This is a genomic window from Streptomyces sp. NBC_00358, from assembly GCF_036099295.1.
Classification (GTDB): Bacteria; Actinomycetota; Actinomycetes; order Streptomycetales; family Streptomycetaceae; genus Streptomyces.
In genome coordinates this window covers 7,333,222-7,358,839 of record NZ_CP107976.1, presented here as the reverse complement: position 1 = coordinate 7,358,839, position 25,618 = coordinate 7,333,222, and the positions used below count along the sequence as shown (strand labels likewise).

The following is a 25,618-nucleotide window of genomic DNA, read 5'->3' as shown; positions in this document are numbered from 1 at the left end:
ACTCCCCCGTGCGAGGGGGCTGCGGAGGCCCCCTCGGCACGCCGTAAGGTTGAGGCGTACGCGAGGGCACATCGGAAGGAGGCGCTGGGTGATCGAGCTGGAGGGGGTTCCCGAGCTGATCGACCCAGTCATGGTGGCCGCGTTCGAGGGCTGGAACGACGCCGGCGACGCCGCCTCCGCCGCGGTGGCGCATCTGGACAAGGAGTGGAAGGGCGAGGTGTTCGCGGCGCTGGACGCCGAGGACTACTACGACTTCCAGGTGAACCGCCCCACGGTGTGGCTGGACGGCGGCGTTCGCAAGATCACCTGGCCGACCACCCGTCTGTCGGTGGTCCGGATCGGCGGCGACAAGCCGCGCGATCTCGTGCTCGTCCGGGGCATCGAGCCGTCCATGCGCTGGCGCTCGTTCTGCAACGAACTGCTCGGTTTCGCGCACGAACTGGGCGTGGAGCTGGTGGTGATCCTGGGCGCCCTGCTGGGCGACACCCCGCACACCCGTCCGGTGCCGGTCAGCGGGGTCACGTCCGACTCCGACCTGGCCCGCACGATGGACCTGGAGGAGACCAAGTACGAGGGCCCCACCGGCATCGTCGGCGTCCTCCAGGAGGCGTGCACGCACGCGGGCGTACCGGCCGTGTCGCTGTGGGCGGCCGTACCGCACTACGTGTCGCAGCCGCCGAACCCGAAGGCGACGCTGGCCCTGCTCAACCGCCTGGAGGACCTCATCGACCTGCGCATTCCGCTGGGCGAGCTGCCCGAGGACGCGCGGGCCTGGCAGCTCGGCGTCGACCAGTTGGCCGCCGAGGACAGCGAGGTCGCCGAGTACGTCCAGACGCTGGAGGAGGCCCGGGACACCGCCGAACTGCCGGAGGCGTCCGGCGAGGCCATCGCGCGCGAGTTCGAGCGTTATCTGCGCCGCAGGGACGGCGGCGGTCCGGCCGCCGGGTCCGGCGGCCATGCCACGGAGAGCGGCGAGTCGTACCTCCGCGACACCCCCGGCACGCCCGGCGGACGGGGACGGCCTCCGACGGCGCAGCGCCCCGAGCCGGACGCGGGGCAGGACGGCGGGCCGGACGCGGAGCCGCCGAAGGGGCCGGACGAACCGGCCGGTGGGACCGGGTCCGGAGCCCGGGGACGCGCGACGGACCCCGAGGGCTCCCCTGATCCGTCGAGCCGGGCGGACGATCCGTCGAACGCGGCGGAGTCGCCCGGTTCGCCGGAGACGCCGGACCCCTCCGGTCCCTCCGACACGTCGGACCCCTCCGAGGACTGAACGGAACGACCGGACGGCACGGCTGAGGGGCGGGACGCGCACGACGCGTCCCGCCCCTCAGCCGTGCCGTGCCGTCAACAACCGCTGTCGTCCCGGCACATGACATCCGTCTCGGCCGTATTTGGCCTGATTGAAGCGTGACATCTGTTTCCAGCCGGATTGCACAGGTTTCCCAATTCAACTTGTTTTCAAACCAAGTTGGCGAAGACGGGGTGGACGGGACGCCGTGGGCGTGCCAGGTTGTGCCCCGAAGGCGCCGACCGGCGACGGGACATGGCGCACCGCGCCGACCGTGGACCGCACACGGCACGGCGGAACGACCCACGCATCGAACGACCCGACCGACGAACGGCATACGCAAGGACCGGCACCCCCAGGGATCGAAGGGAGCGGCACGCGATGACCGACCAGGTACAGCCGGCGCACGGCCCGGGAACGTCCGGGCCGGGGCCCGACGGAGCGGGATTCACCTACCGAGGAGCCGAGCAGGAGCTGATCGTCGTCGCCCGCCCGGAGGCGCGGCTGCGTGCCCGGGCCGAGGGCGTACGTTCGGCGGCGGGCGCCGACGTCTCGGCCCTGGACATGTTCCTCAGCGACGAACAGCTTGCCCTGGAGCCGCTGTTCGGCAGCGAGGAACGGCTCCAGCAGTCGGCGGCGACGCTTCAGCAGTCGGCGACGACGGGCACCGGGAGCGGGCCCGACCTCGCCCTCTTCTACCGGGTGCGCGGTGTGCGCAGCCGTGCCCAGGAACTGCGCGCGCGGATCGCCGCGCTGCCCGAGATCGACACGGCGTACGTGAAGCCCGGTGCCGTTCCGGCCTCGACGGGTTCGGCACCGTGGACCGGCCGGAGCGCCGACGACAGCCAGCGGCTGAAGGAAGGGGCGCCCGTCACCCCCGACTTCACCAGCCGGCAGGGCTACCTGCGTCCGGCGCCCGAGGGCGTCGACGCGTACTGGGCCTGGCAGCGGCCGGGCGGTTCGGGCCGGAGCGTCACCGTGATCGACGTGGAGGGTGCCTGGCAGCTCGGCCACGAGGACCTGGCGTCCAAACTCGCCGGCGTCGTCGTGGGCACCCCTCACACGGACCTCGCCTGGCGCAACCACGGCACCGCCGCCATCGGTGTGATCGGCGGCGACCGCAATGAGCACGGGATCACCGGGATCACGCCCGACGCCGTGACCGCCGCCGCTTCCTTCCAGGGTGTCGGAACGGCCGCGGCGATCCACGCGGCGGCCCAGCGGCTGAGCCCCGGTGACCTCATCCTGGTCGAACTGCAGGCCCCTGGGCCCCGGTTCGACTTCGAGGAGCGCGACAGCCAGGAGGGCTACATCGCGCTCGAATGGTGGCCCGACAACTTCGCGGCCGTCCAGTACGCCACCGCCAGGGGCATCCTCGTGGTGGCGGCGGCCGGCAACGGCGCCGAGTCGCTCGACGACGCCCTGTACGAACGCCGCCCTCCGGAGTTCCCCGAGTGGTGGCGCAACCCCTTCAACCCCTCCAACCCGTCCTCCGGGGCGATCCTGGTCGGCGCGGGCGCACCACCGCCCGGCACGCACGGCCGCGACCACGGCCCGGACCGCTCACGGCTCGCGTTCTCCAACTACGGGGCACGCGTGGACGCGCAGGGCTGGGGACGCGAGGTCACGACCACCGGCGGCTTCTGGGACCGGCCCGGCGATCTGCAGGGCGGCGCCGAGGAGATCGCCTGGTACACGGACACGTTCTCCGGGACCTCCTCCGCCTCCCCGGTGGTGGTCGGCGCGCTGGCCGCGCTGCAGGGCATGCTCAAGGCGGCCGGGCAGGCGCCGATGTCCCCGGAGCGTGCGCGCGCGGTACTGCGGGCCACGGGTTCCCCGCAGCAGGACGCACCGGGCCGGCCCGCGTCCCAGCGGATCGGCAGCCGGCCGGACATCAAGGCGGCGGTCACCCATCTGCTGCCGGAGGCGGTCGGCTCGGGCCAGGCCGAACGGTACTGGGACGAGCTGCTGCCGTATCCGCGCGAACTCCCGCCGAGGCTCCGGCTGTACGTGTCCGGAGCCTGGCGCAACCTGGACAACCCGTCCCCCGAGATCCGTCAGGCGGTGCACTCCGCCTTTGTGGGGGGACGGCCCGACGTACGGGTCTGGTTCTCGGACGACGAGATCGTCGGCCTGGTCGTCACGGGCTGAGGATCCGGTTCTCCCGGACCGCGACAGACGTAACGGACCGCAACGCACACAACGGAACGCAACCAACCATTGATGGAAGGTGGCACCCCCGCATGAGCACGATCCCGCAGATGAGCCAGCAGGGACAGCAGCAGTACCCGAGCACGTCGCCCTACCAGCAGCAGGGCATCGGCCAGCAGGCGCCGTTCGGGCAGCAGATGTCCGGCACGCAGCAGATGCCGATCGGGCAGCAGATGTCCGGCGCCCAGCAGATGCCGATCGGGCAGCAGACGCAGCAGCCCTTCGGCCGGCACGAGTTCGGTCAGCAGGTTCCGCAGCACCTGCAGCAGCAGCTCCAGCAGCTCGGACAGCAGCAGCCGTTCCAGCAACTGCTCCAGCAGCTCGGCGGTCAGCAGCTCGGCAGTCCGCAGTTCGGTAGTCCGCAGTTCGGTGGTCAGCAAGCCGGCGGTCAGCAGCAGCACCTGCACCAGCAGATCCAGCACGGCGAGCCGCTGATCCTGCAGAGCGCCGTCGAGACCCGGGCCCTGGCGATCGGTGCGGCCCAGCACTTCCAGGACGTCGTCACCGCGCTCCCCGGCCAGCCCCAGGCCCTCTACCTGTTCATCGACAACGCCTGGCGCCGGCTGGTCAACCCCAACCAGGTGACCCACGACGTGGTCCAGAAGGCCTTCGCCTACGGGCAGCAGGTCTACGGGATCTACGACACCGGCACCGGCGCCGTCCAGTCCGTCATCGTGACCAGGTAGGGACGGGCGTTCCAGCGACATGAAGAGTGCCGGGCGGAGGTTCTCCGCCCGGCACTCGTCCGTTCCGCCGCTCCCCTGCGGGCACGGCGGGACGAGGTGGAACCAGGTACTACAGGGCGACACCGAGCAGCGCGTCGACGGCCCGCGAGACGATGCCGGGAGCGCCCTCGTCCGTGCCGCCGCTCTCGTGCTGGAGCGCGGCCCAGCGGTCGACCGCGGCGAGCGCGGCCGGTGCGTCGAGGTCCTCGGCCAGCGCGGCGCGGATCTCCTCGACGAGCGTGTCGGCGGAGGGCCCGTCGGGCCGGGACACCGCGGCCCGCCAGTCCTCCAGGCGCGCGACGGCCTCTTCGAGGACGCTGTCCGTCCACTCCCAGTCGGACCGGTAGTGGTGTGCCAGCAGCGCGAGGCGGATGGCGGCCGGGTCGACCCCGTCGTGCCGCAGCCGGGACACGAAGACGAGGTTGCCCTTGGACTTCGACATCTTCTCGCCGTGCAGCGCGACCATGCCTGCGTGGACGTACGCCTTGGCCATCGGGAACTCGCCGGTCAGCACCTGGGCGTGCGAGGCGCCCATCTCGTGGTGCGGGAAGGCGAGGTCGGAACCGCCGCCCTGGACGTCGAAGCCCATCCCCAGGTGGTCGAGGGCGATGGCGACGCACTCGATGTGCCAGCCGGGCCGGCCGCGGCCGAGTGAGCCGCCGTCCCAGCTCGGCTCGCCCTCGCGGGCGGCCATCCACAGCATCGGGTCGAGGGGGTTCTTCTTGCCGACGCGGTCAGGGTCGCCGCCGCGCTCCGCGGAGAGCAGGCGCATCGTCGCGGCGTCCAGGTTGGACACCCTGCCGAAGTCGGGGTCGGCCTCGATGGAGAAGTAGACGTCGCCTTCGAGTTCGTACGCGGCTCCGGCGTCCCGCAGCCGCTCGACGAGCGGCACGATGCCGGGTATCGCCTCGACTGCGCCTATGTAGTGGCGCGGCGGCAGCATCCGCAGGGCGGTCATGTCCTCGCGGAAGAGGGCGGTCTCCTTCTCGGCGAGTCCCACCCAGTCGATGCCGTCGCGTTCGGCCCGCTCCAGGAGCGGGTCGTCGACGTCCGTCACGTTCTGGACGTAGTGAACCTGCCGCTTGGTGTCGAGCCACACGCGCTGTACGAGGTCGAACGCGTTGTAGGTCGCCGCGTGTCCCATGTGGGTGGCGTCGTACGGCGTGATGCCGCACACGTAGATACGGGCGACGGGACCGGGGGCAAGGGTGACGAGCCCACCGGTCGCGGTGTCGTGGATCCGGAGGTCGCGGCCCTCACCAGGCAGGGCGGGGACCTCAGAAGCGGGCCAGGCATACATGTCATGAGCCTAACCGGACGGGACTTCCGTATACGAACCGGGCAGCACCTCTTGGCCGGGACGACCCCCTTGCGCGGTTCCCCGCCCGGTGCGGACGGGGAACCGCGCTACACCGGGGGCCAGGGGATCGCGGGCCATTCCCCGCTCGGTTCGGGGTGTTTCCCGGAGGCGAGCATCGCCCCGACCCGCGCGCGTGTGGCGTCGATCTCGACGGCGGTGACCAGTTCGGCCAAGCGGGTGGCCAGCGGTGCGCCCGGTGCCAGCGCGTCACGCAGGGAGGCGAGGACGTCCAGCGCCTCGGCCGTCAGCGGCTCCCCCGCCCAGCCCCACAGCAGCGTGCGCAGCTTGTTCTCGGCGTTGAAGGTGACCCCGTGGTCGATGCCGTAGAGGTGGCCCTCCTGCGCGGGCAGCAGATGGCCGCCCTTGCGGTCGGCGTTGTTGATCACGGCGTCGAGGACGGCGAGCCGCCGCAGCCGGACGTCGTCGGCGTGCACGAGCAGCGCCGTCCGGCCCTCGTCGACCTCGGCGAAACCGATCGCCTTCCAGCCTTCGGCGGGTTCCTCGCCCTCCACGAGCGCGAGCAGCCCGGCGCCGTCCTCGGCGGCGGACGCCTCGATCCACAACTGGCACATGCCCTCGCCGTAGGGCCCGTCGCGCAGCACGGTGGTGGGCACGAGCCCCCAGCCGGTCGCCTCGGAGACCTCGTAGGCCGCGACCTCGCGCTGGGCGAGCGTGCCGTCGGGGAAGTCCCACAGGGGGCGCTCCCCGGCGACGGGTTTGTAGACGCAGAACGCCTCGCGGCCCTCGTACGACACGGAGCAGTAGAGCACCGCGTTCGAGGCCTCACGGATTTGTCCGCGCACCTTCAGCTCACCCCGGGCGAGCAGTTCGGCGGTCGTCACGCTCCGCGGCGGTATCCGTTCTGGCGCGGACATACGTGTCCTTCCGGGTCGAGCGGGAGGCTGCACAGCGGGCAGGGGGGCCGGCCGGCGTTGACGACGTCGAGTGCGCGCTTGGCGAAGGCCCTGGCCTGCGCGCCGCTGAGGCGGACCCGGAGCATCGGCGGGCCGTTCTCCTCGTCCTGGAGCAGCCGCTCCTCGGCCTCGGCGAGGTCCTCGTCGGACTCGGCCTCGACTTCCACGAGTGCCTGCGCCTCGACGATCATGCGCTGCTCTTCGCCGTCCCAGGCCAGTGCCATGGTGCCGACCCGGAACTCCTCCTCCACCGGTGTGTCGAGGGGCGCGGTGTCGGACACCTCGGTGGACGCCATCGCCGGGACCGGGGCGCTGCCCCCGGTGCGCCGGACGACCTCGTCCAGGAGCTCGTCCATCCGTTCGGCCAGCGCGGCGACCTGGGTCTTCTCCAGGGCCACACTCGTCACCCGAGGGCCCGAGGATGCCTGCAGGAAGAAGGTACGGCGTCCGGGCAACCCGACCGTACCGGCCACGAAGCGGTCCGGGGGGTCGTAGAGGAACACCTGACGGGACACGTCCTGTCTCCATTGAATCGGCATGGGGCCGGCTGACCGCGCCGGGCCCGCATCGGCTGAGAACGGGTTGACAACTACTGTGCTGGTTCGACCGCTTCACCCTACTGCGGCCGACGATCACGGTGCGCCCGCACCGCCCCCGACCGGAGCGTCGCCGCTCGCGGGCTCCTCGCGCGGCGCCAGGGACGCGAGATCACCGGTGTCCCCGAGACGCACGAGAAAGGGCCTCAACCGGGTGTAACGGATCGCTGTGATGGAACACGGTTCTACGGAGATCCGCTGAAAGAGGTCCAGATGAAGTCCGAGTGCGTCGGCGACGAGCGACTTGATGATGTCGCCGTGCGAACACATGAGATAGACCGCGTCACCGCCGTGGTCGCGCTCCACGCGCGCGTTCCACTCGCGCACCGCCTCGGCGGCCCGGGTCTGCATGGCCCGCATCGACTCGCCGCCCGGGAACGCGGCCGCGGAAGGATGCGCCTGGACGACGTCCATCAGCGGCTCGTCCTTGAGCTCGGCGAGCTTGCGGCCCGACCAGTCGCCGTAGTGGGCCTCTCCGATGCGTTCCTCGGTGTGCGCGGGGACCTCGGGGCGGGCCTCCAGCAGCGGCTGGACGGTCTCCTGGCAGCGTTGGAGCGGACTGGTGACGACCTCGGCGATCGGCAGCCCGGCGAGCCTGCCGGGCAACGCCGCGGCCTGCTGGGTGCCGCGCTCGTCGAGGGCGACGCCGGGTGTCCAGCCGGCGAGCAGTCCCGCGGTGTTGGCGGTGGAACGTCCGTGCCGGACGAGGATCAGGGTGGGCATGCGGCCCAGCGTAAACGGACGGCCGGTGGAGCCGACGGGCCCTGTGGAAAGCGGCCCCCGCTGTGCGACGCGGCCACGACGACGGGAGAATGCGCTCCGTGATCGTCGACTGCGCCATCTACCGTGACGGACGCCGGACGGAGGGTCCAGACGACCTCTCCGACGCCCTGGCACAGTGCCGCGCCGAGGGCGACGCCTTCGTGTGGATCGGCCTGCATGAGCCCACCGAGAAGGAGTTCGACCTGGTCACGGAGGAGTTCGGGCTCCATCCGCTGGCGGTCGAGGACGCCCTCAAAGCCCATCAGCGCCCGAAGCTGGAGGTGTACGAGGACTCGCTCTTCGTGGTCCTCAAACCGGTGTCGTACGAGCCGGAGAGCGACACCGTCACCTCCGGTGAGGTCATGGTCTTCATCGGCGACTCGTTCGTGGTGACCGTGCGGCACGGCGAGGAGTCGCCGCTGACGGCGGTCCGGCGGCGCCTGGAGTCGGACCCCGAGATGCTGCGGCACGGGCCGACGGGGGTGCTGTACTCGATCGCGGACGCCGCGGTGGACCACTACCTGGACGTGGCGACCGAGCTCGGCACCGACCTGGAGGAGCTGGAGGCGGAGGTCTTCTCGCCGCAGCTCGGCGGCTCACGGAACACCGCCTCGCGGATCTACGCGTTCAAGCGGCAGGTGCAGGAGTTCCGCCGGGCGACCGTCCCGCTGGCGGTGCCGCTGGCCCGGCTCTCGGGTTCGGGCCTGAAGGCGACCGACGTGCCGTTCGTGGACGCCAAGGCGCAGCCGTTCTTCCGTGACGTCAACGACCATCTGCTGCGGGTCAACGAGTCCGTGGAGGGCCTGGACCGGCTGGTCTCCGACATCCTCTCGGCGCATCTCGCGCAGATGAGCGTGCGGCAGAACGACGACATGCGGAAGATCTCCGCGTGGGCGGCCATGGCGGCCGTCCCCACGATGATCGCGGGGATCTACGGAATGAACTTCGACCACATGCCCGAGCTGCACTGGCTGTGGTCGTATCCGGCGGTGATCGTGTGCATGGTCGTACTGGAGATCGGGCTCTACGGGCTCTTCAAGCGGAGGGGCTGGCTGTAGGTCCGCGTGCCGTCAGGCGAATTCCGGTGCCGTGGTGGTGGGGCCGTTCAGCGCGCCGCGCCGGTCGGGCAACGCCAGCGAGACCATCCGGCGCCAGCCCGCGGCCCTCTCGTAGGCGTACACGGCGTGGATGCCCGCGGCGAGGAGGGCCGCCCGGGCCCTGGACCAGCCGAGGAGGCGCCCCATGTGGGCCATCACGGCGAGGCTGACGTCCCGGTAGACGCGGATCTCGGCGAGCGCGCACTCCCGCAGGGTCCGCTGGATGGCACGGCCGTGACCGGCGTACGCCAGGCGCAGCAGTTCCTCGTGGCAGTAGGCGAGGTGGTTGTCCTCGTCGGCCGAGATCATCTTCACCGCGCGGCCGATGTCGGGGTGGTCGGCGAAGTGCCTGCGCAGCAGGTCCATCTGCTCGGAGGCGCGCTGTTCGGTGACCCGGCTGTGGGCCAGATAGGTGACGATGTCCCGCACGGTGAGCGGCCGGTCGCCCTTGAGCCTGTCGTGCGCCAGACCGATGCCGTGGCGCTCCAGGAGCATCGTGTAGTCGGTGTCGGACGGGACCTCGACCGGTTCGAGGCCGCGCTTCCTCATGAGGGCGTTGAAGATCCGCCCGTGCTTGTCCTCGTCTGCGCCGTGCCGGGCGATCTTGGGGGCGAGCTCGCGCTCGCTCGCGGGGACCAGTGCGGCGATCCGGGCGTTCTCCCAGCCCCCCTGCGACTCCCCGCTGGCGGCGATGGAGCAGAAGAGCCGGTACGACTCGTCGTTGTCGAGGATCTCCTGGAACAGGCTCCTGGCGGACAGCATCGTTGACACCCTCTCTGCAGAGTTGCGCAGAAAACGAGTCAAATGGGATGACGGCCGCCCGGCAACCGATGTGTCGGACAAATCCGCCGAACGGTGGACGACGAGAGGGGCCCGGGGGCGTAACCAAGGGGCCGCGGGCGCGTTGTTCCCCGTGACGGCCGTGGCGGGGAAGACCCCCGAGCCCCCACCACGGCCGCAGAACCTCTCCGGCGCCGTTCCCGGCCCGGTTACGCGAGTCCGGCCCGCTCCAGGGCGTCGGAGCCGGCCCGCAGCGAGGCGATCCGGTCCTCCAGGGTGAAGCCCGCGGGGGCCAGGGTGAGCGTGGTGACCCCGGCGGTGGCGTACGCCTTCATGCGGTCGGCGATGCGGTCCACCGAGCCGAGCAGGGTCGTCTGGTCGATCAGCGCGTGCGGGATGGCGGCGGCGGCGCCCTCCTTGTCGCCGGACAGGTACTTGTCCTGGATCTCGGCGGCTTCCTTCTCGTAGCCCATGCGCTGGGCGAGCTGGTTGTAGAAGTTCTGCTTACGGCTTCCCATGCCGCCGACGTACAGGGCGGTGTACGGGCGGAACATGTCGGCGAGCGCGGGGACGTCCTTGTCGGCGCCGACGGCGAGCGGAAGGGTCGGACAGACGTCGAACCCCTCCATGGTCTTCCCGGCCTTCTCCCGGCCCGCGCGCAGGTACTTGATCGCGGTGTCCTCCAGGTGCTCGGCCGAGGGGAAGATGAGCAGCGCGCCGTCCGCGATCTCGCCGGTCTGCTCCAGGTTCTTGGGGCCGATCGCGGCGATGTACAGCGGGATGTGCTCGCGCTCCGGGTGCACGGTCAGCTTGAGCGGCTTGCCGGGACCGCCCGGCAGCGGCAGGGTCCAGTGCTCGCCCTCGAACGACAGCCGCTCACGCGTCATCGCCTTGCGTACGATCTCCACGTACTCGCGGGTGCGGGCCAGCGGCTTGTCGAACTTGACGCCGTACCAGCCCTCGGAGACCTGCGGCCCGGAGACACCGAGGCCGAGGCGGAAGCGGCCGCCCGACAGCGAGTCCAGCGTCGCGGCGGTCATCGCGGTCATCGCGGGCTGCCGGGCCGGGATCTGGAAGATGGCCGAACCGACGTCGATGCGCTCGGTCTGGGCGGCGACCCAGCTGAGCACGGTGGCCGCGTCGGAGCCGTAGGCCTCGGCGGCCCAGCAGACGGCGTATCCGAGCCGGTCGGCCTCCTGGGCGACGGCGAGATTGTCCGCGTCCATTCCGGCGCCCCAGTAGCCGAGATTGATGCCGAGCTGCATGGCCGATTCCCCTTACCGATCAGTAACGTCCCTGTGTCCGAGACCCTAGCGTGCGTGCGCCCCGGGCGGGGAGCGGCGCGTTCGCCTTCTCGGTGCGGTGCCGGAGACCCTGCCGCGGCGGCCTTCGCCGCCGCTCGCGTCCGGCCGGTGCCGCCCGTTGTGTCCTCCCGGGTGCCCGGGTGGCGGACTCCGGCACCCTCCACCGGGTGTCACGTGCGGCAATCGGTGAGATTTCCGTTGTCCACAGGCCCCCACACGGCCGGTGCCGGACAGTAATCTCGGCGTCCATGGAGCAGAGGCATCTCGGCCGTACCGGCCTGCGTGTTTCCCGGATCGGACTCGGCACCCTCACCTGGGGGCGGGACACCGACGAGCATGACGCCGCGGACCTCTTGAAGACGTTCTGGGAAGCGGGCGGGACCCTCGTCGACACGGCGGACGTGTACGGCGACGGCGAGGCCGAGTACCTCCTCGGGCAGCTCATGGAAGGGCTCGTGCCGCGCCGGGACCTGGTCATCTCGACGAAGGCGGGCAGCGTCCGCGACCCCGACCGCCGCTTCGACGGCTCGCGCAGCCATCTGCTGTCGGCCCTGGACGCCTCGCTCGCCCGCCTGGGCACCGACTACGTGGACCTGTGGCACGTCCACGGCTACGACCCCTGCACACCCCTGGAGGAGACCCTCCAGGCCCTCGACCTGGCCGTGAGCAGCGGCCGGGCGCGCTACGCGGGCGTGTCCAACTACTGCGGCTGGCAGCTCGCCAAGGCCGCCACCTGGCAGCTCGCGGCACCCGGTATACGCACCCGGCTGGCCAGTACGCAGATGGAGTACTCCCTGCTCCAGCGCGGCATCGAGCGGGAGGTGCTGCCCGCCGCCCTCGACCTGGGCATCGGCCTGCTGCCCTCCTCGCCGCTGGGCCGGGGCGTGCTCACGGGCAAGTACCGCAACGGGACGCCGACCGACTCCCGGGGCGGTTCGGAACACCTCGCGCCGTTCGTCGCCCCGTATCTCGACGACACGGCGAGCAGAATCGTGGAGGCGGTGACGACCGCGGCCGACGGTCTCGCCGTGACCGCACTGCAGGTGGCGCTCGCCTGGGTCCGCGACCGGCCCGGAGTCGTCGCGCCCATCGTCGGCGCGCGCAACGCGCAGCAGCTCACGGCCGCGTTGTCAGTGGAGACCCTTAGTCTTCCTGACGAGATCTGCCGGGCGCTCGACGACGTGTCGGCCCCGGTGCACCACTATCCCGATCACGACTGGAGCACGCTGTGAGCACGGAGCCCGAGACCACGGAGGACGCGGAGCCGGGGACGCCGGGCGCGGACACGACCGCCGGCACCCCCCGGAACACGGGCGAGGACGTGGGCCACGCGGACACGCGTTCCCCGGACGGGGACCCTTCCGGGGACCTTTCGGGGGACGAGGCCACCGTCACGGGCGACGGTACGGACGCGGAGGCCGTCGCCGGGACGGAGGCCGCCGCGGGGGCCGAACCCGCCGAAGGCGCCGCCCAGTTGTCCGAGGCGGCTGCCGAACTGGCGGCCCAGCGCGTGGAGCGGGAGCGGATCGAGCGGCGGAAGGCCGAGAAGCAGGCACCGATCGAGGCCGGGACCAAGCTCAGCGGCACGGCCGCGGACCTGCTCGCGGCGGTGCGGGCCGTGGAGAGCGGCGAGAAGCCCGTGTCCACCGCCTTCCGTGAGCCGGCTCCCGAACCGCGCAGGGCCCCGCAGGAGCCCGTACCGCGACCGCGACCTGTGGCCGCCGCGACCGCGCCCGCCCCGACCGCCGCGCCGGAAGCCGTCGGGGCCGTCCGTGCCGTCTTGGCTGCGGGCGGCGCCCCCGAAGCGCTCGCCGCACAGGTCGTCGCGGTCCTGGGCGAAGGAGCCGACGACCAACTGCGCGAGGACCCCTGGCAGTTGCTGCGGGTTCCCGGAGTACGGCCCGAGCAGGCCGACGGGTTCTCCCGGGAACTGCTCGGCGCGGAGTGCGGCCCGGACGACGAGCGTCGTGGCATGGCACTGACCTTGTGGCTGCTCGAACAGGCGGCCGTCGCCGGGCACACCGCGCTGGACGCCCCGCAGCTCACCGCCGCGCTCTCCCAGCGCTCGGTGCCGGACCCGGACGCGGCCGTGCAGAGCGCTCTGGCGGAGGGCGAGGCCCTCGTCTTCCAGGACGCGCTGGACACGGCTCCCCCGGCCCCGGCGCCCGAGGACGACGCGGACGACGACGCCGAGGAGCCGCAGGAGCGCCCGGTGCGGATCCTGATCGGCCTGGAGCGGTACGCGCTCGCCGAGGAGAGCCTCGCCGACGGACTCGCCCGGGTGATGAACTCGGTGCCGAAGGAGGACGGTTCGGCCGCCGACTGGGAGCGGGCCGCGGCCGCGGCACCCCGTTCCGCCGGGGAGCTGATCCGGGCGGTCGCCACGCACGGCCTGGTCCTGCACACCGGCGGCGACGCCTCCCGGGCCGAGGCCGCGGCGCTGCTGCGCGCGGCGCGGGGGCTCGGCCTGCGCGGCTGGGCCGCGACGCACACCGCAGTGGGCCGCGACGGTTTCCCGGCCCGAGAGACCGGCGCCCCCGCGGACGGTCCCGCCGACGGGGCGGCGACCGGTGTCGCCACCGTCGCCGGGCTCCTCTCCGGAAGCGAGGGTCCCGGCCGGGACACGGACGGCGCCCTGGACCTGGACGTCCTGGTCGTCCTCGACGCGCCGCAGCTCGACGTCGAGACGGCGGCGATGCTCGCCGAGTCGCTGCCGGACGGGGCCCGCCTCGTCCTGAGCGGTGATCCGGGGGTGCTCTGGTCGGCGGGGCCCGGCCGGGTCTTCGCCGACCTGCTCGCCGCCCGCGCCTGCCCGCAGGTGGCTTCGCGGACTCCTGACCCGGGCCCCATCGGCGAGCTGGTGTCCGGGGTCGGCATCGGCGAGCTCAACCAGGTCGAGGCGCCCGGCAAGGAGGTCGTGATCGTCCCGGTGCGCGACGCCGGCGAGGCGGTGCACCGGACCGTTCAGCTGGTCGCGGACTCGGTGCCGCGCGCTATCGGCATCCCGGCCGAGCAGACACAGGTGATCACCCCGGGACACGGCGGCGCGGTCGGCACCAGGGCGCTCAACACCGCTCTCAAGGAACGGCTGAATCCCGGTCCCGGCCGTTTCGGCGGCTTCGACCCGGGCGACCGGATCGTCTACTCCCCCGCACCCGGTCGTACGCTGCCGGGCCATGTGGTGAAGGCCGACGCCGAGGGCCTGCACCTCGAGTGCTCGGGCGCCCCTGTCGTCGTACCGAAGGAGCGGGTGGAGCAGGCCGTACGGCACGGGTGGGCGCTCACCGCGCACCAGGCGGTGGGCCTGCGCTGGCCCGCCGCGGTCGTGGTGCTCCCCGGCGACGCAGCGGCGGCCCTGACCCGGCCGTGGGTCTACACCGCCTTCGGGCGGGCCGAGCGGCACCTGTCCGTCGTGCACGGGGTGGAGCAGGCCCTGCCGCACGCGGTGGCGGAGGTCCCCCAGAAGCCGCGCACCACGCGCCTCCAGGCCCTGCTGAAGGCGCAGGCACCGGCACAGGGCTGATCAGCGCGCCGGACCCTTGGACAGGGGGCCGCAGCACGAGTGCGGCTGGGCCCCTGGGTGTCCGTACCGCTGTGAACGGTGCGGCGGTGCGAAGAGTGCGGCGGTGCGGCGAAACGCGGGTGGCGGCCACCGGAAATCCGGTGGCCGCCACCCGTGTGCGGCGTCGTGAGGGGCCCGCCTCAGCGGTCCCCGTCCAGCGGGTCGGTCTCGCCGTCGGGGCCGAGGTCGTCGTCCAGATCGTCGTCGTCCGACTCGTCGTCGAAGACGGCGCTGACGTCGAAACGGCAGACGACACGCTGCGGGTCGATCGACTCGAAGGGTGCCTCCAGCCACTCACCGGGCTCGGCGGGTTCGTCCGCGGCGGTCACCCAGAGTGTGGAGTCGCCCTCCTCCAGTCCGAATTCCTTGTGCCGGGTGGCGATCTCGTCCGGCTCGAACTCTCCGAAGAGGACCCCGAGCGCACCGTGAACGGTGCCGGACGCCGCGTCGAAGCCCTCGGTGGCGGTGGCGCCGTCCTCCTCCACGGCCTCCACCCGCTGGGCCTGCGCCAGCAGTCGCTGCGGCTCCACCACCGCGTAGTCCCGGCGGATCACCACGCTCAGCGCGTTCGGCTCCTCGGGTCCGGTGTACGGAGGCAGCGTGTCGTCACTGCCGGGGATCTCGAAGGGCGTGACCTCGTCATAGCGGTCGTAGAGGACCTCGTCGTACTCCTCGGCCGCCGCGGCGAGCTCGTTGAACGCCTCGTACACGGCCGGGTCGTCGTCGCCCGTCCTGCGCTCGACCGCGGCCAGGTGGCGGTCGAGTGCGGTCTTGACCGCCTCGGCGGCGGCACGTACCTCGGCAGCGGTGGGCTGCACAGCATCAGACATAGTGCAGACGCTATCCGTACAGGGCCTCTGCCCGCACAATAGATGCGATGCCGGAATACGAATTTGTCGACGTGTACGTACCTCGCGGGGTTTCCCGCAAGGAGACGACACGTCTGCTGACGGACCATGCCGAGTACGGACACTGGGAGTTGGACCGCCTGAGTCTGTTGCGCGACGGCAGCCGCAGAGTGCGGATGCGCCGACGGATCATCCGCCAGGTGCGTGCCACGTGGTGACGGACGGCCGCTGAACCGGTGGGGCCCCGCCGTCGCGGGGCCCGCACCGTCGCTCGGGTCACGGGCCAAGGCCGTGGCGGCCGGTCACATCGGTGCCGCGCAGCGATCACTCCTGCGCCGCACCGGCCCGGCTCCCGACTGCGCGTCTCACCCTGATGTGATCATCACTCCATCGGTGCGCTACGCCGCCGATCGCGCCCGGCGGTAGAGCACGGCTCCGGCCAGGAGCGCGGCGGCCCCCGCCGGTACGACCACGCCGAGCGGCAGCTCACTGCCCGTGTGGGCGAGCTGCGCCGCACTGTCCGGGGCGGTCCGCACAGCGGCCCGCGAGCCGGGCTGACCGATCTGCGAGACACCACCATGGTGCGGGCCGCTGCCCGCGGGGACCGTGCCCGGCTGACCCGGGGTGCCCGGCAGGCCGGGGGTTCCGGGCTGCCCCGGGTGACCGGGGTGCTGGGAGTGACCGGGGTGACCAGGGTGCTGGGAGTGTCCCGGGTGACCGGGATGGCCCGGCTGACCGGGGTGACCGGGGTGACCAGGGTGACCGGGGTGACCCGGGTGCTCGGAGTGGCCCGGCGGACAAGGGTGGTCGGGGTGGCCCGGCCGGCCCGGGTGTCCGGGGTGGCCCGGCTGACCCGGGTGTCCCGGCCGGGGTGTCTCGTGGCCGCCGGGCGCGTGCGCGTGGCGGCCACCCCCCGTCGCGTCGTTGGCGCAATCGTCGCCCGCCGTCGCGTTGCCCGCCCCGATGACGTTCACGCTGTTGCCGCAGACATTGACCGGGACGTCGACCGGCACCTGTACATGGTTGCCGGAACCCACCCCCGGCGAGTGACCGGTGTGGCCGACGGCCGACGAGCCACCGCCCGAGCGGGTCCCCCGGCCGCCGTGACCGCCGGACGCACCCCCCTGGGCGCCGTGGTTGACGCAGGCGTTGCCCATCGCCGGGTTGAGCAGCCCGACCACGTTCACGGTGTTTCCGCAGACGTTGACCGGCACGTTCACCGGCGCCTGCACCGTGTTGCCCGACAGCACGCCGGGAGAGCCCGACGCGGAGCCGATCGCGCCCGAGTCGGCGTGTGCGGAGACACCGGTGACCGCGAGCACACCACTGGCCGCCGCCACGGTCATCAGGCCTTTGCGGGTGACCTGTCGCATAGCTGAATCCCTGCCTTAGTCCTTGGGACGTGGACCAACAGTCCTGGGGACGTGGACCATCCGGAACACGCGCACGCCCACGGGACGGGACGTGTGCGCGGAAAGCCGGTCGGCCCCGGAGCGCATGGCGCGCACTCCGAGGCCGACGAGCTCAGACCTTCACGAAGTGACCCCCATGAGGTGACCCATGGGGTGCCCCCTCACGGGACGAGGCACAACGTCAGTGGTTGACGCAGGCGTTGCCGAAGGCGGGGTTCAGCAGCCCGATCACGGAGATCGTGTTGCCGCAGACGTTCACCGGGATGTGAACAGGCACCTGAACGACGTTGCCGGAGGCAACGCCCGGGGACTGCACAGCGGTGCCCTGGGCGCCCGAGTCGGCGACGGCCAGACCCGCACCCGCGAGAACCAGACCACCAGTGGCAGCCGCGGCGGCGACGATCTTCTTGATCATTATTCCTCCTTGTAGGCAAATGCGATCCCAAGCAGCGGATCGCAACACCTGTAACGAGGAGGGATTACTAGAGCTATGGGCTTATGGTCGCATTCACCCGTCCCGGGCGGCCTCCGCACGCACGGGCGAATGTCGGCGTCAACACCCCACGACACGTCGCCGGAAGGTGGGCACGACCGGTCGGCGGGTCGTCGGGACGGCCCGGCGACGCCATGCCATGCCATGTCACGACGTGTCACTCCATGTCACGACGCGTCGATGAATCGGTCCAGTACCCGCACGCCGAACTGGAGCGCGTCCACCGGCACCCGCTCGTCGACGCCGTGGAACATGCCCGCGAAGTCCAGCTCCGGCGGCAGCTTCAGCGGGGCGAAACCGAAGCAGCGGACGCCGAGGTCGGCGAAGGACTTGGCGTCGGTGCCGGCCGAGAGCATGTACGGCACGGCGCGCGCGATCGGGTCCTCCGCCGAGAGCGCGGTCTGCATGGCGTCGACGAGGGCGCCGTCGAAGCCGGTCTCCAGGGCCTTGTCCGCGTGCACGTCCTCACGCTTCACGCGCGGGCCCAGAATCCGGTCGAGGTCGGCGAGGAACTCCTCCTCGTAGCCCGGCAGATAGCGTCCGTCGACATGTGCGACGGCCTGCCCGGGGATCACGTTGACCTTGTAACCGGCGCCGAGCTGGGTCGGGTTGGCGGTGTTCTGCAGGGAGGCGCCGATGAGCTTGGCGATACCGCCGAGCCGGGCGAGCGTCTCGTCCATGTTCTCCGGGTCGAGCTCGGTGCCGAGGGCGTCGCCCAGCTCGTCGAGGAAGTGCCGCAGGGTCTTCGTCACGCGCACCGGGAACTTGTGCCGGCCGAGCCGGCCGACCGCCTCGGACAGCTCGGTGATCGCGTTGTCCTTGTGGATCATCGATCCGTGTCCGGCGGTGCCGTCCACGGTCAGCTTCATCCAGTGCATGCCCTTCTGCGCGGTCTCGACGAGGTACAGCCGCAGCTTCTCGTTGACCGTGAAGGAGAACCCGCCCACCTCGCCGATCGCCTCCGTGACGCCCTCGAAGAGATCCGGGTGCTTGTCGACCAGATGCCGGGCGCCGAACGTTCCGCCCGCCTCCTCGTCGGCGAGGAAGGCGAGGACGATGTCACGCGGAGGCTTGCGGCCGGTGCGCATCCGCTCCCGTACGACCGCCAGGGTCATGGCGTCCATGTCCTTCATGTCGACCGCGCCGCGGCCCCACACCATCCCGTCGGCGATCTCGCCGGAGAAGGGATGGTGGGTCCAGTCCACCGCGTTCGCCGGTACGACATCGGTGTGGCCGTGGATGAGCAGCGCGGGCCGCGACGGGTCCTCGCCCTCGATCCGGGCCACCGTGGAGGCACGCCCCTTGTGCGACTCGAAGATCTGCGGCTCCAGTCCGACCTCTGCGAGCTTCTCGGCGACGTACTCCGCGGCCTTGCGCTCGCCCGGGCCCGAGTGGTCCCCGTAGTTGCTGGTGTCGATCCGGATCAGCTCACGACAGAGGTCCACTACCTCGTCCTCGCCCGTGACGTTCCTGGTCGTGCCGCTCTCGCTCACGCTGCTTCCTCCCGCTGTCGCCGCTGGTGGTCCCCCTCATCCTCTCCCCGATCCCCTTCCCGCCCCAAGGCCGGTCCCGGCCCGTCACACGCCGTTCACGCGGCGACGGGGGGTGATCGGAGGCCCTCGAAAGCCTGGTAATGTTTCCTCTGTCGCCGCGAGGGAAACCCGCGCGACAAACACCTTGTCCGGGTGGCGGAATGGCAGACGCGCTAGCTTGAGGTGCTAGTGCCCTTTATCGGGCGTGGGGGTTCAAGTCCCCCCTCGGACACCAGTCGGGACCTTCACGAGACTGTCCCCGAATATGTTCACGAATTCCCGGTGAGTCCCTGACTCACCGGGAATTCTTCGTTCCCGGAGCCTTCGCCCGCCACGGCACCGGCCCGACCGGCCCAGCCCGGTCCCGTCCTGAGCCGCGCCCGCCGGGCAGGTCACTGATACTGGGAAAATGGGCAAACTTGGGCGATACGTCCCAGCGAGCCGACGGGGCGATCGCTCGCCGCCGAAGGCCGGGCCGCCGGAAGCCGGCCCGAAGGCCCGTCACCATTCGGCCGGCCGACGTCGGCTGTTGTTGCGGAAGCCGCGCAGCGTCGCGGGTCAGGTCTTCCTGCTGCAACTGGTGGTCGTCCTGCTGCTCATCGCCACGGCCGTGGTGGTGCTCGTGATCCAGGACCGGAACCGCGCGATCCAGGAAGCCGCCGACCGCTCGCTGGTGGCGGCCGAGTCGTTCGCGAACGCCCCCGGCACCGCGGAGGCGATGAAGAGCGACGACCCGACGGCGGCTCTCCAGCCGCACGCCGAGGCGGTGCGCAAGAAGACCGGAGTCGACTACGTCGTGGCGCTGAGCCCCTACGGCTTCCGGTGGACCCACCCGGACCCGGACCAGATCGGGAAGCACGTCTCCACCTCCTACGGCCAGGCGCTCCAGGGCGAGCCCCACCAGACCACGTTCGACAGCAGTCTGGGGAAGGCGGTCGACTCGACGGTGGCGGTCTTCGACGAGAAGGGGACCGCGGTCGGCCTCGTCACCGTGGGGGTCACGGTGGACAAGGTGACCAGCGTGGTGAAGAACCAGCTACCGGTGCTCTTCGCCTCCGGAGGTGTCGCGCTGCTGCTGGCCGCGGGCGGGTCGGCACTGGTCAGCGGGCGTCTGCGGCGCCAGACCCAGGGCCTGGGGCCGGTGGAGATGACCCGGATGTACGAGCACCACGACGCGGTGCTGCACGCGGTCCGTGAAGGCGTGATCATTCTGGACGGTGACGGAAGGCTGCTGCTGGCCAACGACGAGGCGCGCCGGCTGCTCGCACTGCCGCCGGAGGCCGAGGGCAGGCCGGTCACCGGACTCGGGCTGAACCCGGCCCTGGCCGGACTGCTCGGATCGGGCCGCACGGCCACGGACAAGGTCTTCCTGGCCGGGGACATCCTGCTCGCGGTCAGCGTGCGGCCGGTGGGCGCGCAGGGGGGCAGCGTGGCCACCCTGCGGGACACCACGGAGCTGCGCGCCCTCGCGGGCCGGGCGGACGTGGCGGGCGGGCGCCTGCAACTGCTCTACGAGGCCAGCACGCGGATCGGCACCACCCTGGACATGAACCGCACCGCCGAGGAGCTGACCGAGGTGGCGGTCCCGCGCTTCGCGGACTTCGCCACCGTCGAGCTGGTGGAATCCGTGCTCCAGGGTGGCGAACCGACGGGGGCGAGCACGGAAATGCGCCGTATCGCGGCCGCGGGTGTCCGCGAGGACGCGCCGCTTCACCCTGTCGGGACGCTGATGCACTACGTGCCCGGCAACCCCGTGGCCATAGGTATCACCACCGGCCGGCCGGTCCTGGTGGAGCATCTCGCCACGGCTGACGGCTGGCGGGCCCAGGACCCGGAGCGGGCCCGCAAGGTCATCGAATTCGGTATCCGCTCCATGATCTCGGTGCCGCTCCAGGCCCGCGGCCAGTTGCTGGGGGTCGTGGAGTTCTGGCGTTCGGAGCAGGACCCTTTCGAGCCGGACGACCTGTCCCCCGCCGAGGAACTGGCCGCCCGGGCGGCCGTGTGCATCGACAACGCGCGCCGGTACACCCGCGAGCACACCACGGCCGTCACCCTCCAGCGCAGCCTGCTGCCCGGCACGCTCCCCGAGCTGTCCGCCCTGGAGGTCGGGCACCGGTACATGCCCGCCCAGGCGGGGGTGGGCGGCGACTGGTACGACGTCATCCCGCTGCCGGGGGCCCGGGTGGCCCTGGTGGTCGGCGACGTCGTCGGGCACGGTCTGCACGCCGCCGCGACGATGGGCCGCCTGAGAACCGCGGTGCACAACTTCGCCGCCCTCGACCTGCCTCCGGACGAGCTTCTCGCGCACCTGGACGACCTGATCACCCGGATCGACCAGGACGCGGCAGCCGAGGGCAACACCGAGGCCATCACCGGTGCCACCTGTCTGTACGCGGTCTACGATCCGGTCTCCGGGCGGTGTGTTCTCGCCCGGGCGGGTCATCCGGGTCCGGCGCTGGTCTCGCCCGACGGCTCCGTGACCTTCCCCGACATCCCCGTAGCCCCGCCGCTCGGCGTCGGAGGAGGCCTTCCGGTCGAGACGGCCGAGCTCCGGCTGGCCGCCGACAGCCGGCTGGTCCTCTACACGGACGGCCTGGTCGAGGCGCGCGGCCGTGACATCGACGTCGGGCTCGGCATGCTGGGGGAGGCGCTCGCCGGTACGGACGGCGCCACCCCGGACGACACCTGCCAGGTGGTGCTCGACGCGATGCTGCACACCAGGGCGAGTGACGACGTCGCCCTGCTCGTCGCGCGCACCCGGCTGCTCGACCCGGAGCAGGTCGGGGAGTGGGAGGTCCCCGACGACCCCTCGGCCGTGCCCCGCATCCGCGCGGAGGCCACTCGCAGGCTGGAATCCTGGGGGCTCGGCGAGGCCGCCTTCACGACCGAGCTGATCGTCAGCGAACTGGTGACGAACGCCATCCGGTACGGAGGGAGCCCCATCAGCCTGCGGCTGCTGCGCGACGGCGACAGCCTGATCTGCGAGGTCGCCGACGGCACCAGCACCTCCCCGCACCTGCGCCGCGCGACCTTCACCGACGAGGGGGGCCGCGGCCTGTTCCTCGTCGCGCAGATGTCCCGCCGCTGGGGGACCCGGTACACCGACCGAGGCAAGATCATCTGGGCTGAGCAGGCGCTCGACGCCGGAGCCGCCGGGGACCTGAGCGGTCTCCTCATGGCGGACCTGTGAGGCGGGACCCAGGCGGGACCGCCGCCCCGGGGTGCGCGCACGGCCGGAGCGTTCAGGAGCCGTTGTCGACCGTGAAGTACGGGATCTTGGCCGGGTCCTGGCCGAAAGCGGCCCCCAGATAGACGGCCGACAGTTTGGTGAGCGTTCCGTCGTCGATCAGCTGCCTGATGATCCGGTCCAGCTCGTCCCTGTTGGGCGACCCCTTCGGGTACAGGGCGCCGTAACCCTGGTCGGTCCTGTACTGGCCCACCAGGCGCACCCTGCCCTCCCGTTTCTGGGGATACCCCAACAGGATCGTCGTGTCGTGGACGACCGCGTCGATCCGTCCCTTCTCCAGCGCCGTGACCATGTCCGGGTCGTTGGGGAAGGCGGTGACGGGCTTGGTCGGCTTGAGGCGGTTCTTGACGAACTCCTGGCCCGTGGTGCCCTCGGCCACTCCGATGCGGACGTCACGGATGTTGTCCCCGTTGATCTTCTCGCCGTCCCTGATCAGCACTCCCAGGGTCGAGGAGAGGTAGGGCGGGGAGAACTCGGCCACCTTGCTCCGTTCAGGGGTGATCGTGATCTGCGCCAGGGCCAGGTCGAAGTCCTTGGTCCGGCCGGACACGACCACCGGGAAGGGGGCGTTCTCGACCTTCACCCGGTCGAGTCCGGAGCGGTAGGCGATGTTGGCGGCCATGCAGTACTCGTAGCCGCTCGTGATGGAGGCCGGCGTGTTGCCGCCGTTCCACCAGCCGGGCGCCGGCAGGGTCGTTTTGACCGTGAGGGCGCCCGCCGTCCGGGGTGACAGGTGAAACTCCCCGTAGTGCCCCGAGACCGGGCACTCGCCGTAGTGGGCTTTGGACGACGCCGACCCGCCCTGGTCACAAGCCGATGTCGCGACGATGAGCGCCACGCTGACAGCCAGGGAGGCGATCGCTGCCGCGGCGCGCATCATTGCACCTCCGGTAGGGGCGTACTCCTGGAGTCACCATAAATCACCCCGACCCATACGACTGCCGGAGCCACGTGGGAGGACCCCGGGGCGCGGGTCGGATCACCCGTCTTCCGGCGGTGTCGCGACGGCCGACCGAAAGCGCGAGCCGTGTCCGGGTTCGCTTCCCACCTCCGACGACACGATCTGGAAATCTTTCGAAACTTTCGAAGAATCCATCCTCACTCTTGATCTCACGTGATCCACACGCGGAGACCAAGGTTTCAGGAGAAGGCCGGAAGTGGCATCTGAGCTGGTCCTACTCCAGCACTTGGACGCTGGGCGCGGGACGAATGTTTCGGCATCGATGCCGAAACTATTGACAGTTGACAGGGCCAGCTCAACACTGTTCGCGATTCACCGAGCACAGCCCGGCCGTGTTGCGCGACGTCGACGCCCGGTCGCCCGCACCGCTGTTCCGCGACCCTCGCGAGTCCCTCGCACAGCCCCTCGCGCGGTCGTGTCACGTTGCCCGGCCCCCACCGGCCTCACGAGGACGAGGAGGAAACACGCACATGATCGACGCATCCGCACACCCGTCGAGCCGCGGCAGCGGCCGCTCAGCGGCGTTCCGGCACTTCAGGCTGCTCATCAGCGGTGTCTGCACCATGCTGCTGGTCGCCGTGGCCGCGATGACCCTGCCCGGCACCGCCCTGGCGGACACGGTCGTCAGCTCGAACCAGACCGGCACCAACAACGGGTACTACTACTCGTTCTGGACCGACAGCGGCGGGACGGTGTCCATGAACCTGGGCTCCGCAGGCAACTACAGCACGACATGGAACAACACCGGGAACTTCGTCGCCGGCAAGGGCTGGGCCAACGGAGGACGCAGGAGTGTGACCTACTCGGGCACCTTCAACCCGTCCGGCAACGGCTACCTGTCCCTCTACGGATGGACGTCGAACCCGCTCGTCGAGTACTACATCGTCGACAACTGGGGCACCTACCGGCCCACGGGCACGTTCATGGGCACCGTCACCAGTGACGGTGGCACGTACGACATCTACAAGACGACGCGGACCAACGCCCCCTCCGTCGAGGGCACGCGCACCTTCGACCAGTACTGGAGCGTCCGGCAGTCGAAGCGGACCGGTGGCACGATCACCACCGGAAACCACTTCGACGCCTGGGCCCGCGCCGGAATGAACCTGGGCAGTTTCAACTACTACATGATCCTCGCGACCGAGGGCTACCAGAGCAGCGGAAACTCCAACATCACGCTGGGCGACGCCGGTTCGGGCGGCGGAGGTGGCGGTGGCGGCACCGGCGGGTGCGCCGCGACCCTCTCGGCCGGCCAGCAGTGGAGCGACCGGTACAACCTGAACGTCGCGGTCACCGGCTCCAGCAACTGGACCGTGACGATGAACGTGCCGTCCCCGGCGAAGATCCTCTCCACCTGGAACACCAGCGCGAGCTACCCGAGCGCCCAGGTCCTCACCGCGAAACCCAACGGCAGCGGCAACAACTTCGGCGTCACCATCCAGTCCAACGGCAACTGGACCTGGCCGACGGTCTCCTGCAGCACGAGCTGACCCCCGCACCCCCGAGACTGGAGGACCGCTTCACATGAGATTCCGGATGGCACACGCGCCACACCGCTCGTTACGCCCGCTGATCACGGGACTGGCCGTCGTCGCGACGGCGGCCCTGGGCCCCGTCGCCCTCGACGCCGGCCCCGCGCGGGCGGCCACCTGCACCGGGTACGTCGGGCTCACCTTCGACGACGGGCCGTCAAGCACCACGTCGACCCTGCTCAACGCGCTCGGGCAGAACGGGCTGCGCGCCACGATGTTCAACGAGGGCCAGTACGCCGCGTCCAGCCCCGCCCAGGTGAAGGCCCAGGTCGACGCCGGCATGTGGGTGGGCAACCACAGCTACACCCACCCGCATCTGACCCAGCAGAGCCAGGCGCAGATCGACTCGGAGATCTCCCGGACCCAGCAGGCCATCGCCGCCGCCGGCGGCGGCACGCCGAAACTGTTCAGACCCCCCTACGGAGAGACCAACGCGACACTGAAGGCGGTCGAGGCCAAGTACGGCCTGACCGAGATCATCTGGGACGTCGACTCGCAGGACTGGAACGGCGCGAGCACCGACGCGATCGTGCAGGCCGCAGGCCGGCTCACCAACGGCCAGATCATCCTCATGCACGACTGGCCGGCCAACACGATCGCCGCGATCCCGCGCATCGCGCAGGGACTGGCCTCGCGCGGCCTGTGCGCAGGGATGATCTCTCCGCAGACCGGCCGCGCCGTGGCCCCCGACGGTGGCGGCACGGGCGGCGGAGGTGGCGGTGGCGGCGGATGCACCGCGACCCTCTCGGCCGGCCAGCAGTGGAGCGACCGGTACAACCTCAACGTCGCGGTCACCGGCTCCAGCAACTGGACCGTGACGATGAACGTCCCCGCCCCCGAGAAGATCCTCTCCACCTGGAACATCAGCGCGAGCTACCCGAGCGCCCAGGTCCTCACCGCGAAACCCAACGGCAGCGGCAACAACTTCGGCGTCACCATCCAGACCAACGGCACCTGGACCTGGCCGACGGTCTCCTGCAGCACGAGCTGA

General features: G+C 71.2%; 21 protein-coding genes and 1 tRNA gene. 11 read left to right on the top strand and 11 right to left on the bottom strand.

Annotation, left to right across the window (positions count from 1 at the left end):
* The first annotated feature begins 88 nt into the window (after positions 1 to 88).
* The 3 genes from OHT01_RS31435 to OHT01_RS31425 all read left to right on the top strand — a co-directional run bounded on the left by OHT01_RS31435 (position 89) and on the right by OHT01_RS31425 (position 4,188).
* Entirely contained in the window at positions 89 to 1,273 is a 1,185-nt protein-coding gene (locus tag OHT01_RS31435; protein ID WP_328556480.1) for a PAC2 family protein, read from the top strand.
* 399 nt (positions 1,274 to 1,672) lie between these two features.
* Positions 1,673 to 3,442 carry a S8 family peptidase gene (locus OHT01_RS31430; RefSeq protein ID WP_328556479.1) on the top strand — a complete coding sequence of 590 codons (1,770 nt, stop codon included), beginning with the start codon at positions 1,673 to 1,675 and terminating at the stop codon, positions 3,440 to 3,442.
* A 92-nt stretch (positions 3,443 to 3,534) separates the two neighbouring features.
* Positions 3,535 to 4,188 (top strand): hypothetical protein, encoded by a 654-nt coding sequence (locus OHT01_RS31425; protein ID WP_328556478.1) that lies wholly within the window; start codon positions 3,535 to 3,537, stop codon positions 4,186 to 4,188.
* Positions 4,189 to 4,297: 109 nt separating this feature from the next.
* Here OHT01_RS31425 and mshC read toward each other — a convergent pair whose 3' ends face one another.
* The 4 genes from mshC to OHT01_RS31405 all read right to left on the bottom strand — a co-directional run bounded on the left by mshC (position 4,298) and on the right by OHT01_RS31405 (position 7,820).
* Complete coding sequence (gene mshC / locus OHT01_RS31420) at positions 4,298 to 5,527, bottom strand: cysteine--1-D-myo-inosityl 2-amino-2-deoxy-alpha-D-glucopyranoside ligase (protein WP_328556477.1); 1,230 nt, start codon at positions 5,525 to 5,527, stop codon at positions 4,298 to 4,300.
* 107 nt (positions 5,528 to 5,634) lie between these two features.
* On the bottom strand, positions 5,635 to 6,462 hold the full coding sequence (locus OHT01_RS31415) for an SCO1664 family protein (protein ID WP_328556476.1): 828 nt from the start codon (positions 6,460 to 6,462) through the stop codon (positions 5,635 to 5,637).
* Positions 6,426 to 7,016: a DUF3090 domain-containing protein gene (locus tag OHT01_RS31410; RefSeq protein WP_328556475.1), complete on the bottom strand. Its 591-nt coding sequence runs from the start codon at positions 7,014 to 7,016 to the stop codon at positions 6,426 to 6,428. The genes OHT01_RS31415 and OHT01_RS31410 overlap by 37 nt, the downstream gene beginning before the upstream one ends.
* A gap of 117 nt (positions 7,017 to 7,133) precedes the next feature.
* A complete protein-coding gene (locus OHT01_RS31405; protein WP_328556474.1) occupies positions 7,134 to 7,820 on the bottom strand; it encodes a histidine phosphatase family protein in 687 nt (228 codons plus the stop codon).
* A gap of 98 nt (positions 7,821 to 7,918) precedes the next feature.
* Between OHT01_RS31405 and corA the strand changes: the two genes are divergently transcribed.
* Positions 7,919 to 8,917: a magnesium/cobalt transporter CorA gene (corA, locus tag OHT01_RS31400; protein ID WP_328556473.1), complete on the top strand. Its 999-nt coding sequence runs from the start codon at positions 7,919 to 7,921 to the stop codon at positions 8,915 to 8,917.
* Positions 8,918 to 8,929: 12 nt separating this feature from the next.
* Here the strand turns inward: corA and OHT01_RS31395 are convergent, their stop codons facing one another.
* Positions 8,930 to 9,718 carry a ferritin-like domain-containing protein gene (locus tag OHT01_RS31395; protein ID WP_328556472.1) on the bottom strand — a complete coding sequence of 263 codons (789 nt, stop codon included), beginning with the start codon at positions 9,716 to 9,718 and terminating at the stop codon, positions 8,930 to 8,932.
* Positions 9,719 to 9,945: 227 nt separating this feature from the next.
* The gene (locus tag OHT01_RS31390; protein WP_328556471.1) at positions 9,946 to 11,001 is read right to left on the bottom strand and encodes an LLM class F420-dependent oxidoreductase; all 1,056 of its coding nucleotides are present in this window, start codon (positions 10,999 to 11,001) and stop codon (positions 9,946 to 9,948) included.
* Positions 11,002 to 11,288: 287 nt separating this feature from the next.
* On the opposite strand from OHT01_RS31390, the gene OHT01_RS31385 reads away from it, so the two are divergent.
* Positions 11,289 to 12,272 carry an aldo/keto reductase gene (locus OHT01_RS31385; protein ID WP_328556470.1) on the top strand — a complete coding sequence of 328 codons (984 nt, stop codon included), beginning with the start codon at positions 11,289 to 11,291 and terminating at the stop codon, positions 12,270 to 12,272.
* Complete coding sequence (locus tag OHT01_RS31380) at positions 12,269 to 14,563, top strand: helix-hairpin-helix domain-containing protein (protein ID WP_328556469.1); 2,295 nt, start codon at positions 12,269 to 12,271, stop codon at positions 14,561 to 14,563. Before OHT01_RS31385 ends, OHT01_RS31380 begins: the two co-directional genes overlap by 4 nt.
* A 179-nt stretch (positions 14,564 to 14,742) precedes the next feature.
* Here the strand turns inward: OHT01_RS31380 and OHT01_RS31375 are convergent, their stop codons facing one another.
* Positions 14,743 to 15,432, bottom strand: coding sequence for a hypothetical protein (locus OHT01_RS31375; RefSeq protein WP_328556468.1), 690 nt, complete (start codon positions 15,430 to 15,432; stop codon positions 14,743 to 14,745).
* 47 nt (positions 15,433 to 15,479) lie between these two features.
* On the opposite strand from OHT01_RS31375, the gene OHT01_RS31370 reads away from it, so the two are divergent.
* Complete coding sequence (locus OHT01_RS31370; RefSeq protein ID WP_328556467.1) at positions 15,480 to 15,668, top strand: DUF5703 family protein; 189 nt, start codon at positions 15,480 to 15,482, stop codon at positions 15,666 to 15,668.
* Positions 15,669 to 15,848: 180 nt separating this feature from the next.
* Here OHT01_RS31370 and OHT01_RS31365 read toward each other — a convergent pair whose 3' ends face one another.
* The 3 genes from OHT01_RS31365 to OHT01_RS31355 all read right to left on the bottom strand — a co-directional run bounded on the left by OHT01_RS31365 (position 15,849) and on the right by OHT01_RS31355 (position 18,848).
* The gene (locus OHT01_RS31365) at positions 15,849 to 16,823 is read right to left on the bottom strand and encodes a chaplin (RefSeq protein ID WP_328556466.1); all 975 of its coding nucleotides are present in this window, start codon (positions 16,821 to 16,823) and stop codon (positions 15,849 to 15,851) included.
* Positions 16,824 to 17,043: 220 nt separating this feature from the next.
* The gene (gene chpH, locus OHT01_RS31360; RefSeq protein ID WP_328556465.1) at positions 17,044 to 17,277 is read right to left on the bottom strand and encodes a chaplin ChpH; all 234 of its coding nucleotides are present in this window, start codon (positions 17,275 to 17,277) and stop codon (positions 17,044 to 17,046) included.
* 245 nt (positions 17,278 to 17,522) lie between these two features.
* Entirely contained in the window at positions 17,523 to 18,848 is a 1,326-nt protein-coding gene (locus OHT01_RS31355) for a M20/M25/M40 family metallo-hydrolase (protein ID WP_328556464.1), read from the bottom strand.
* Positions 18,849 to 19,034: 186 nt separating this feature from the next.
* On the opposite strand from OHT01_RS31355, the gene OHT01_RS31350 reads away from it, so the two are divergent.
* Together OHT01_RS31350 and OHT01_RS31345 are read left to right on the top strand one after the other, a co-directional pair.
* Positions 19,035 to 19,122, top strand: a tRNA-Leu gene (locus OHT01_RS31350).
* Between the two features lie 174 nt (positions 19,123 to 19,296).
* Entirely contained in the window at positions 19,297 to 22,077 is a 2,781-nt protein-coding gene (locus tag OHT01_RS31345) for a SpoIIE family protein phosphatase (RefSeq protein ID WP_328556463.1), read from the top strand.
* A gap of 52 nt (positions 22,078 to 22,129) precedes the next feature.
* Here the strand turns inward: OHT01_RS31345 and OHT01_RS31340 are convergent, their stop codons facing one another.
* The gene (locus OHT01_RS31340) at positions 22,130 to 23,014 is read right to left on the bottom strand and encodes an ABC transporter substrate-binding protein (RefSeq protein WP_328556462.1); all 885 of its coding nucleotides are present in this window, start codon (positions 23,012 to 23,014) and stop codon (positions 22,130 to 22,132) included.
* A 644-nt stretch (positions 23,015 to 23,658) separates the two neighbouring features.
* Here OHT01_RS31340 and OHT01_RS31335 point away from each other — a divergent pair.
* Both OHT01_RS31335 and OHT01_RS31330 read left to right on the top strand, forming a co-directional pair.
* Positions 23,659 to 24,585 (top strand): glycoside hydrolase family 11 protein, encoded by a 927-nt coding sequence (locus OHT01_RS31335; RefSeq protein ID WP_328558338.1) that lies wholly within the window; start codon positions 23,659 to 23,661, stop codon positions 24,583 to 24,585.
* Positions 24,586 to 24,631: 46 nt separating this feature from the next.
* On the top strand, positions 24,632 to 25,618 hold the full coding sequence (locus OHT01_RS31330; protein WP_328556461.1) for a polysaccharide deacetylase family protein: 987 nt from the start codon (positions 24,632 to 24,634) through the stop codon (positions 25,616 to 25,618).

What these genes read in the sequence shown, in the direction of transcription:
- OHT01_RS31385 (WP_328556470.1), top strand. Translation starts at nt 11,289, where the DNA reads ATGGAGCAGAGGCATCTCGGCCGTACCGGCCTGCGTGTTTCCCGGATC.
- OHT01_RS31425 (WP_328556478.1), top strand. Translation starts at nt 3,535, where the DNA reads ATGAGCACGATCCCGCAGATGAGCCAGCAGGGACAGCAGCAGTACCCG.
- OHT01_RS31340 (WP_328556462.1), bottom strand. Translation starts at nt 23,014, where the DNA reads ATGATGCGCGCCGCGGCAGCGATCGCCTCCCTGGCTGTCAGCGTGGCG.
- OHT01_RS31375 (WP_328556468.1), bottom strand. Translation starts at nt 15,432, where the DNA reads ATGTCTGATGCTGTGCAGCCCACCGCTGCCGAGGTACGTGCCGCCGCC.
- OHT01_RS31430 (WP_328556479.1), top strand. Translation starts at nt 1,673, where the DNA reads ATGACCGACCAGGTACAGCCGGCGCACGGCCCGGGAACGTCCGGGCCG.
- OHT01_RS31370 (WP_328556467.1), top strand. Translation starts at nt 15,480, where the DNA reads ATGCCGGAATACGAATTTGTCGACGTGTACGTACCTCGCGGGGTTTCC.
- OHT01_RS31395 (WP_328556472.1), bottom strand. Translation starts at nt 9,718, where the DNA reads ATGCTGTCCGCCAGGAGCCTGTTCCAGGAGATCCTCGACAACGACGAG.
- OHT01_RS31335 (WP_328558338.1), top strand. Translation starts at nt 23,659, where the DNA reads ATGCTGCTGGTCGCCGTGGCCGCGATGACCCTGCCCGGCACCGCCCTG.
- OHT01_RS31405 (WP_328556474.1), bottom strand. Translation starts at nt 7,820, where the DNA reads ATGCCCACCCTGATCCTCGTCCGGCACGGACGTTCCACCGCCAACACC.
- OHT01_RS31345 (WP_328556463.1), top strand. Translation starts at nt 19,297, where the DNA reads ATGGGCAAACTTGGGCGATACGTCCCAGCGAGCCGACGGGGCGATCGC.
- chpH (WP_328556465.1), bottom strand. Translation starts at nt 17,277, where the DNA reads ATGATCAAGAAGATCGTCGCCGCCGCGGCTGCCACTGGTGGTCTGGTT.
- mshC (WP_328556477.1), bottom strand. Translation starts at nt 5,527, where the DNA reads ATGTATGCCTGGCCCGCTTCTGAGGTCCCCGCCCTGCCTGGTGAGGGC.
- OHT01_RS31330 (WP_328556461.1), top strand. Translation starts at nt 24,632, where the DNA reads ATGGCACACGCGCCACACCGCTCGTTACGCCCGCTGATCACGGGACTG.
- OHT01_RS31365 (WP_328556466.1), bottom strand. Translation starts at nt 16,823, where the DNA reads ATGCGACAGGTCACCCGCAAAGGCCTGATGACCGTGGCGGCGGCCAGT.
- OHT01_RS31390 (WP_328556471.1), bottom strand. Translation starts at nt 11,001, where the DNA reads ATGCAGCTCGGCATCAATCTCGGCTACTGGGGCGCCGGAATGGACGCG.
- OHT01_RS31415 (WP_328556476.1), bottom strand. Translation starts at nt 6,462, where the DNA reads ATGTCCGCGCCAGAACGGATACCGCCGCGGAGCGTGACGACCGCCGAA.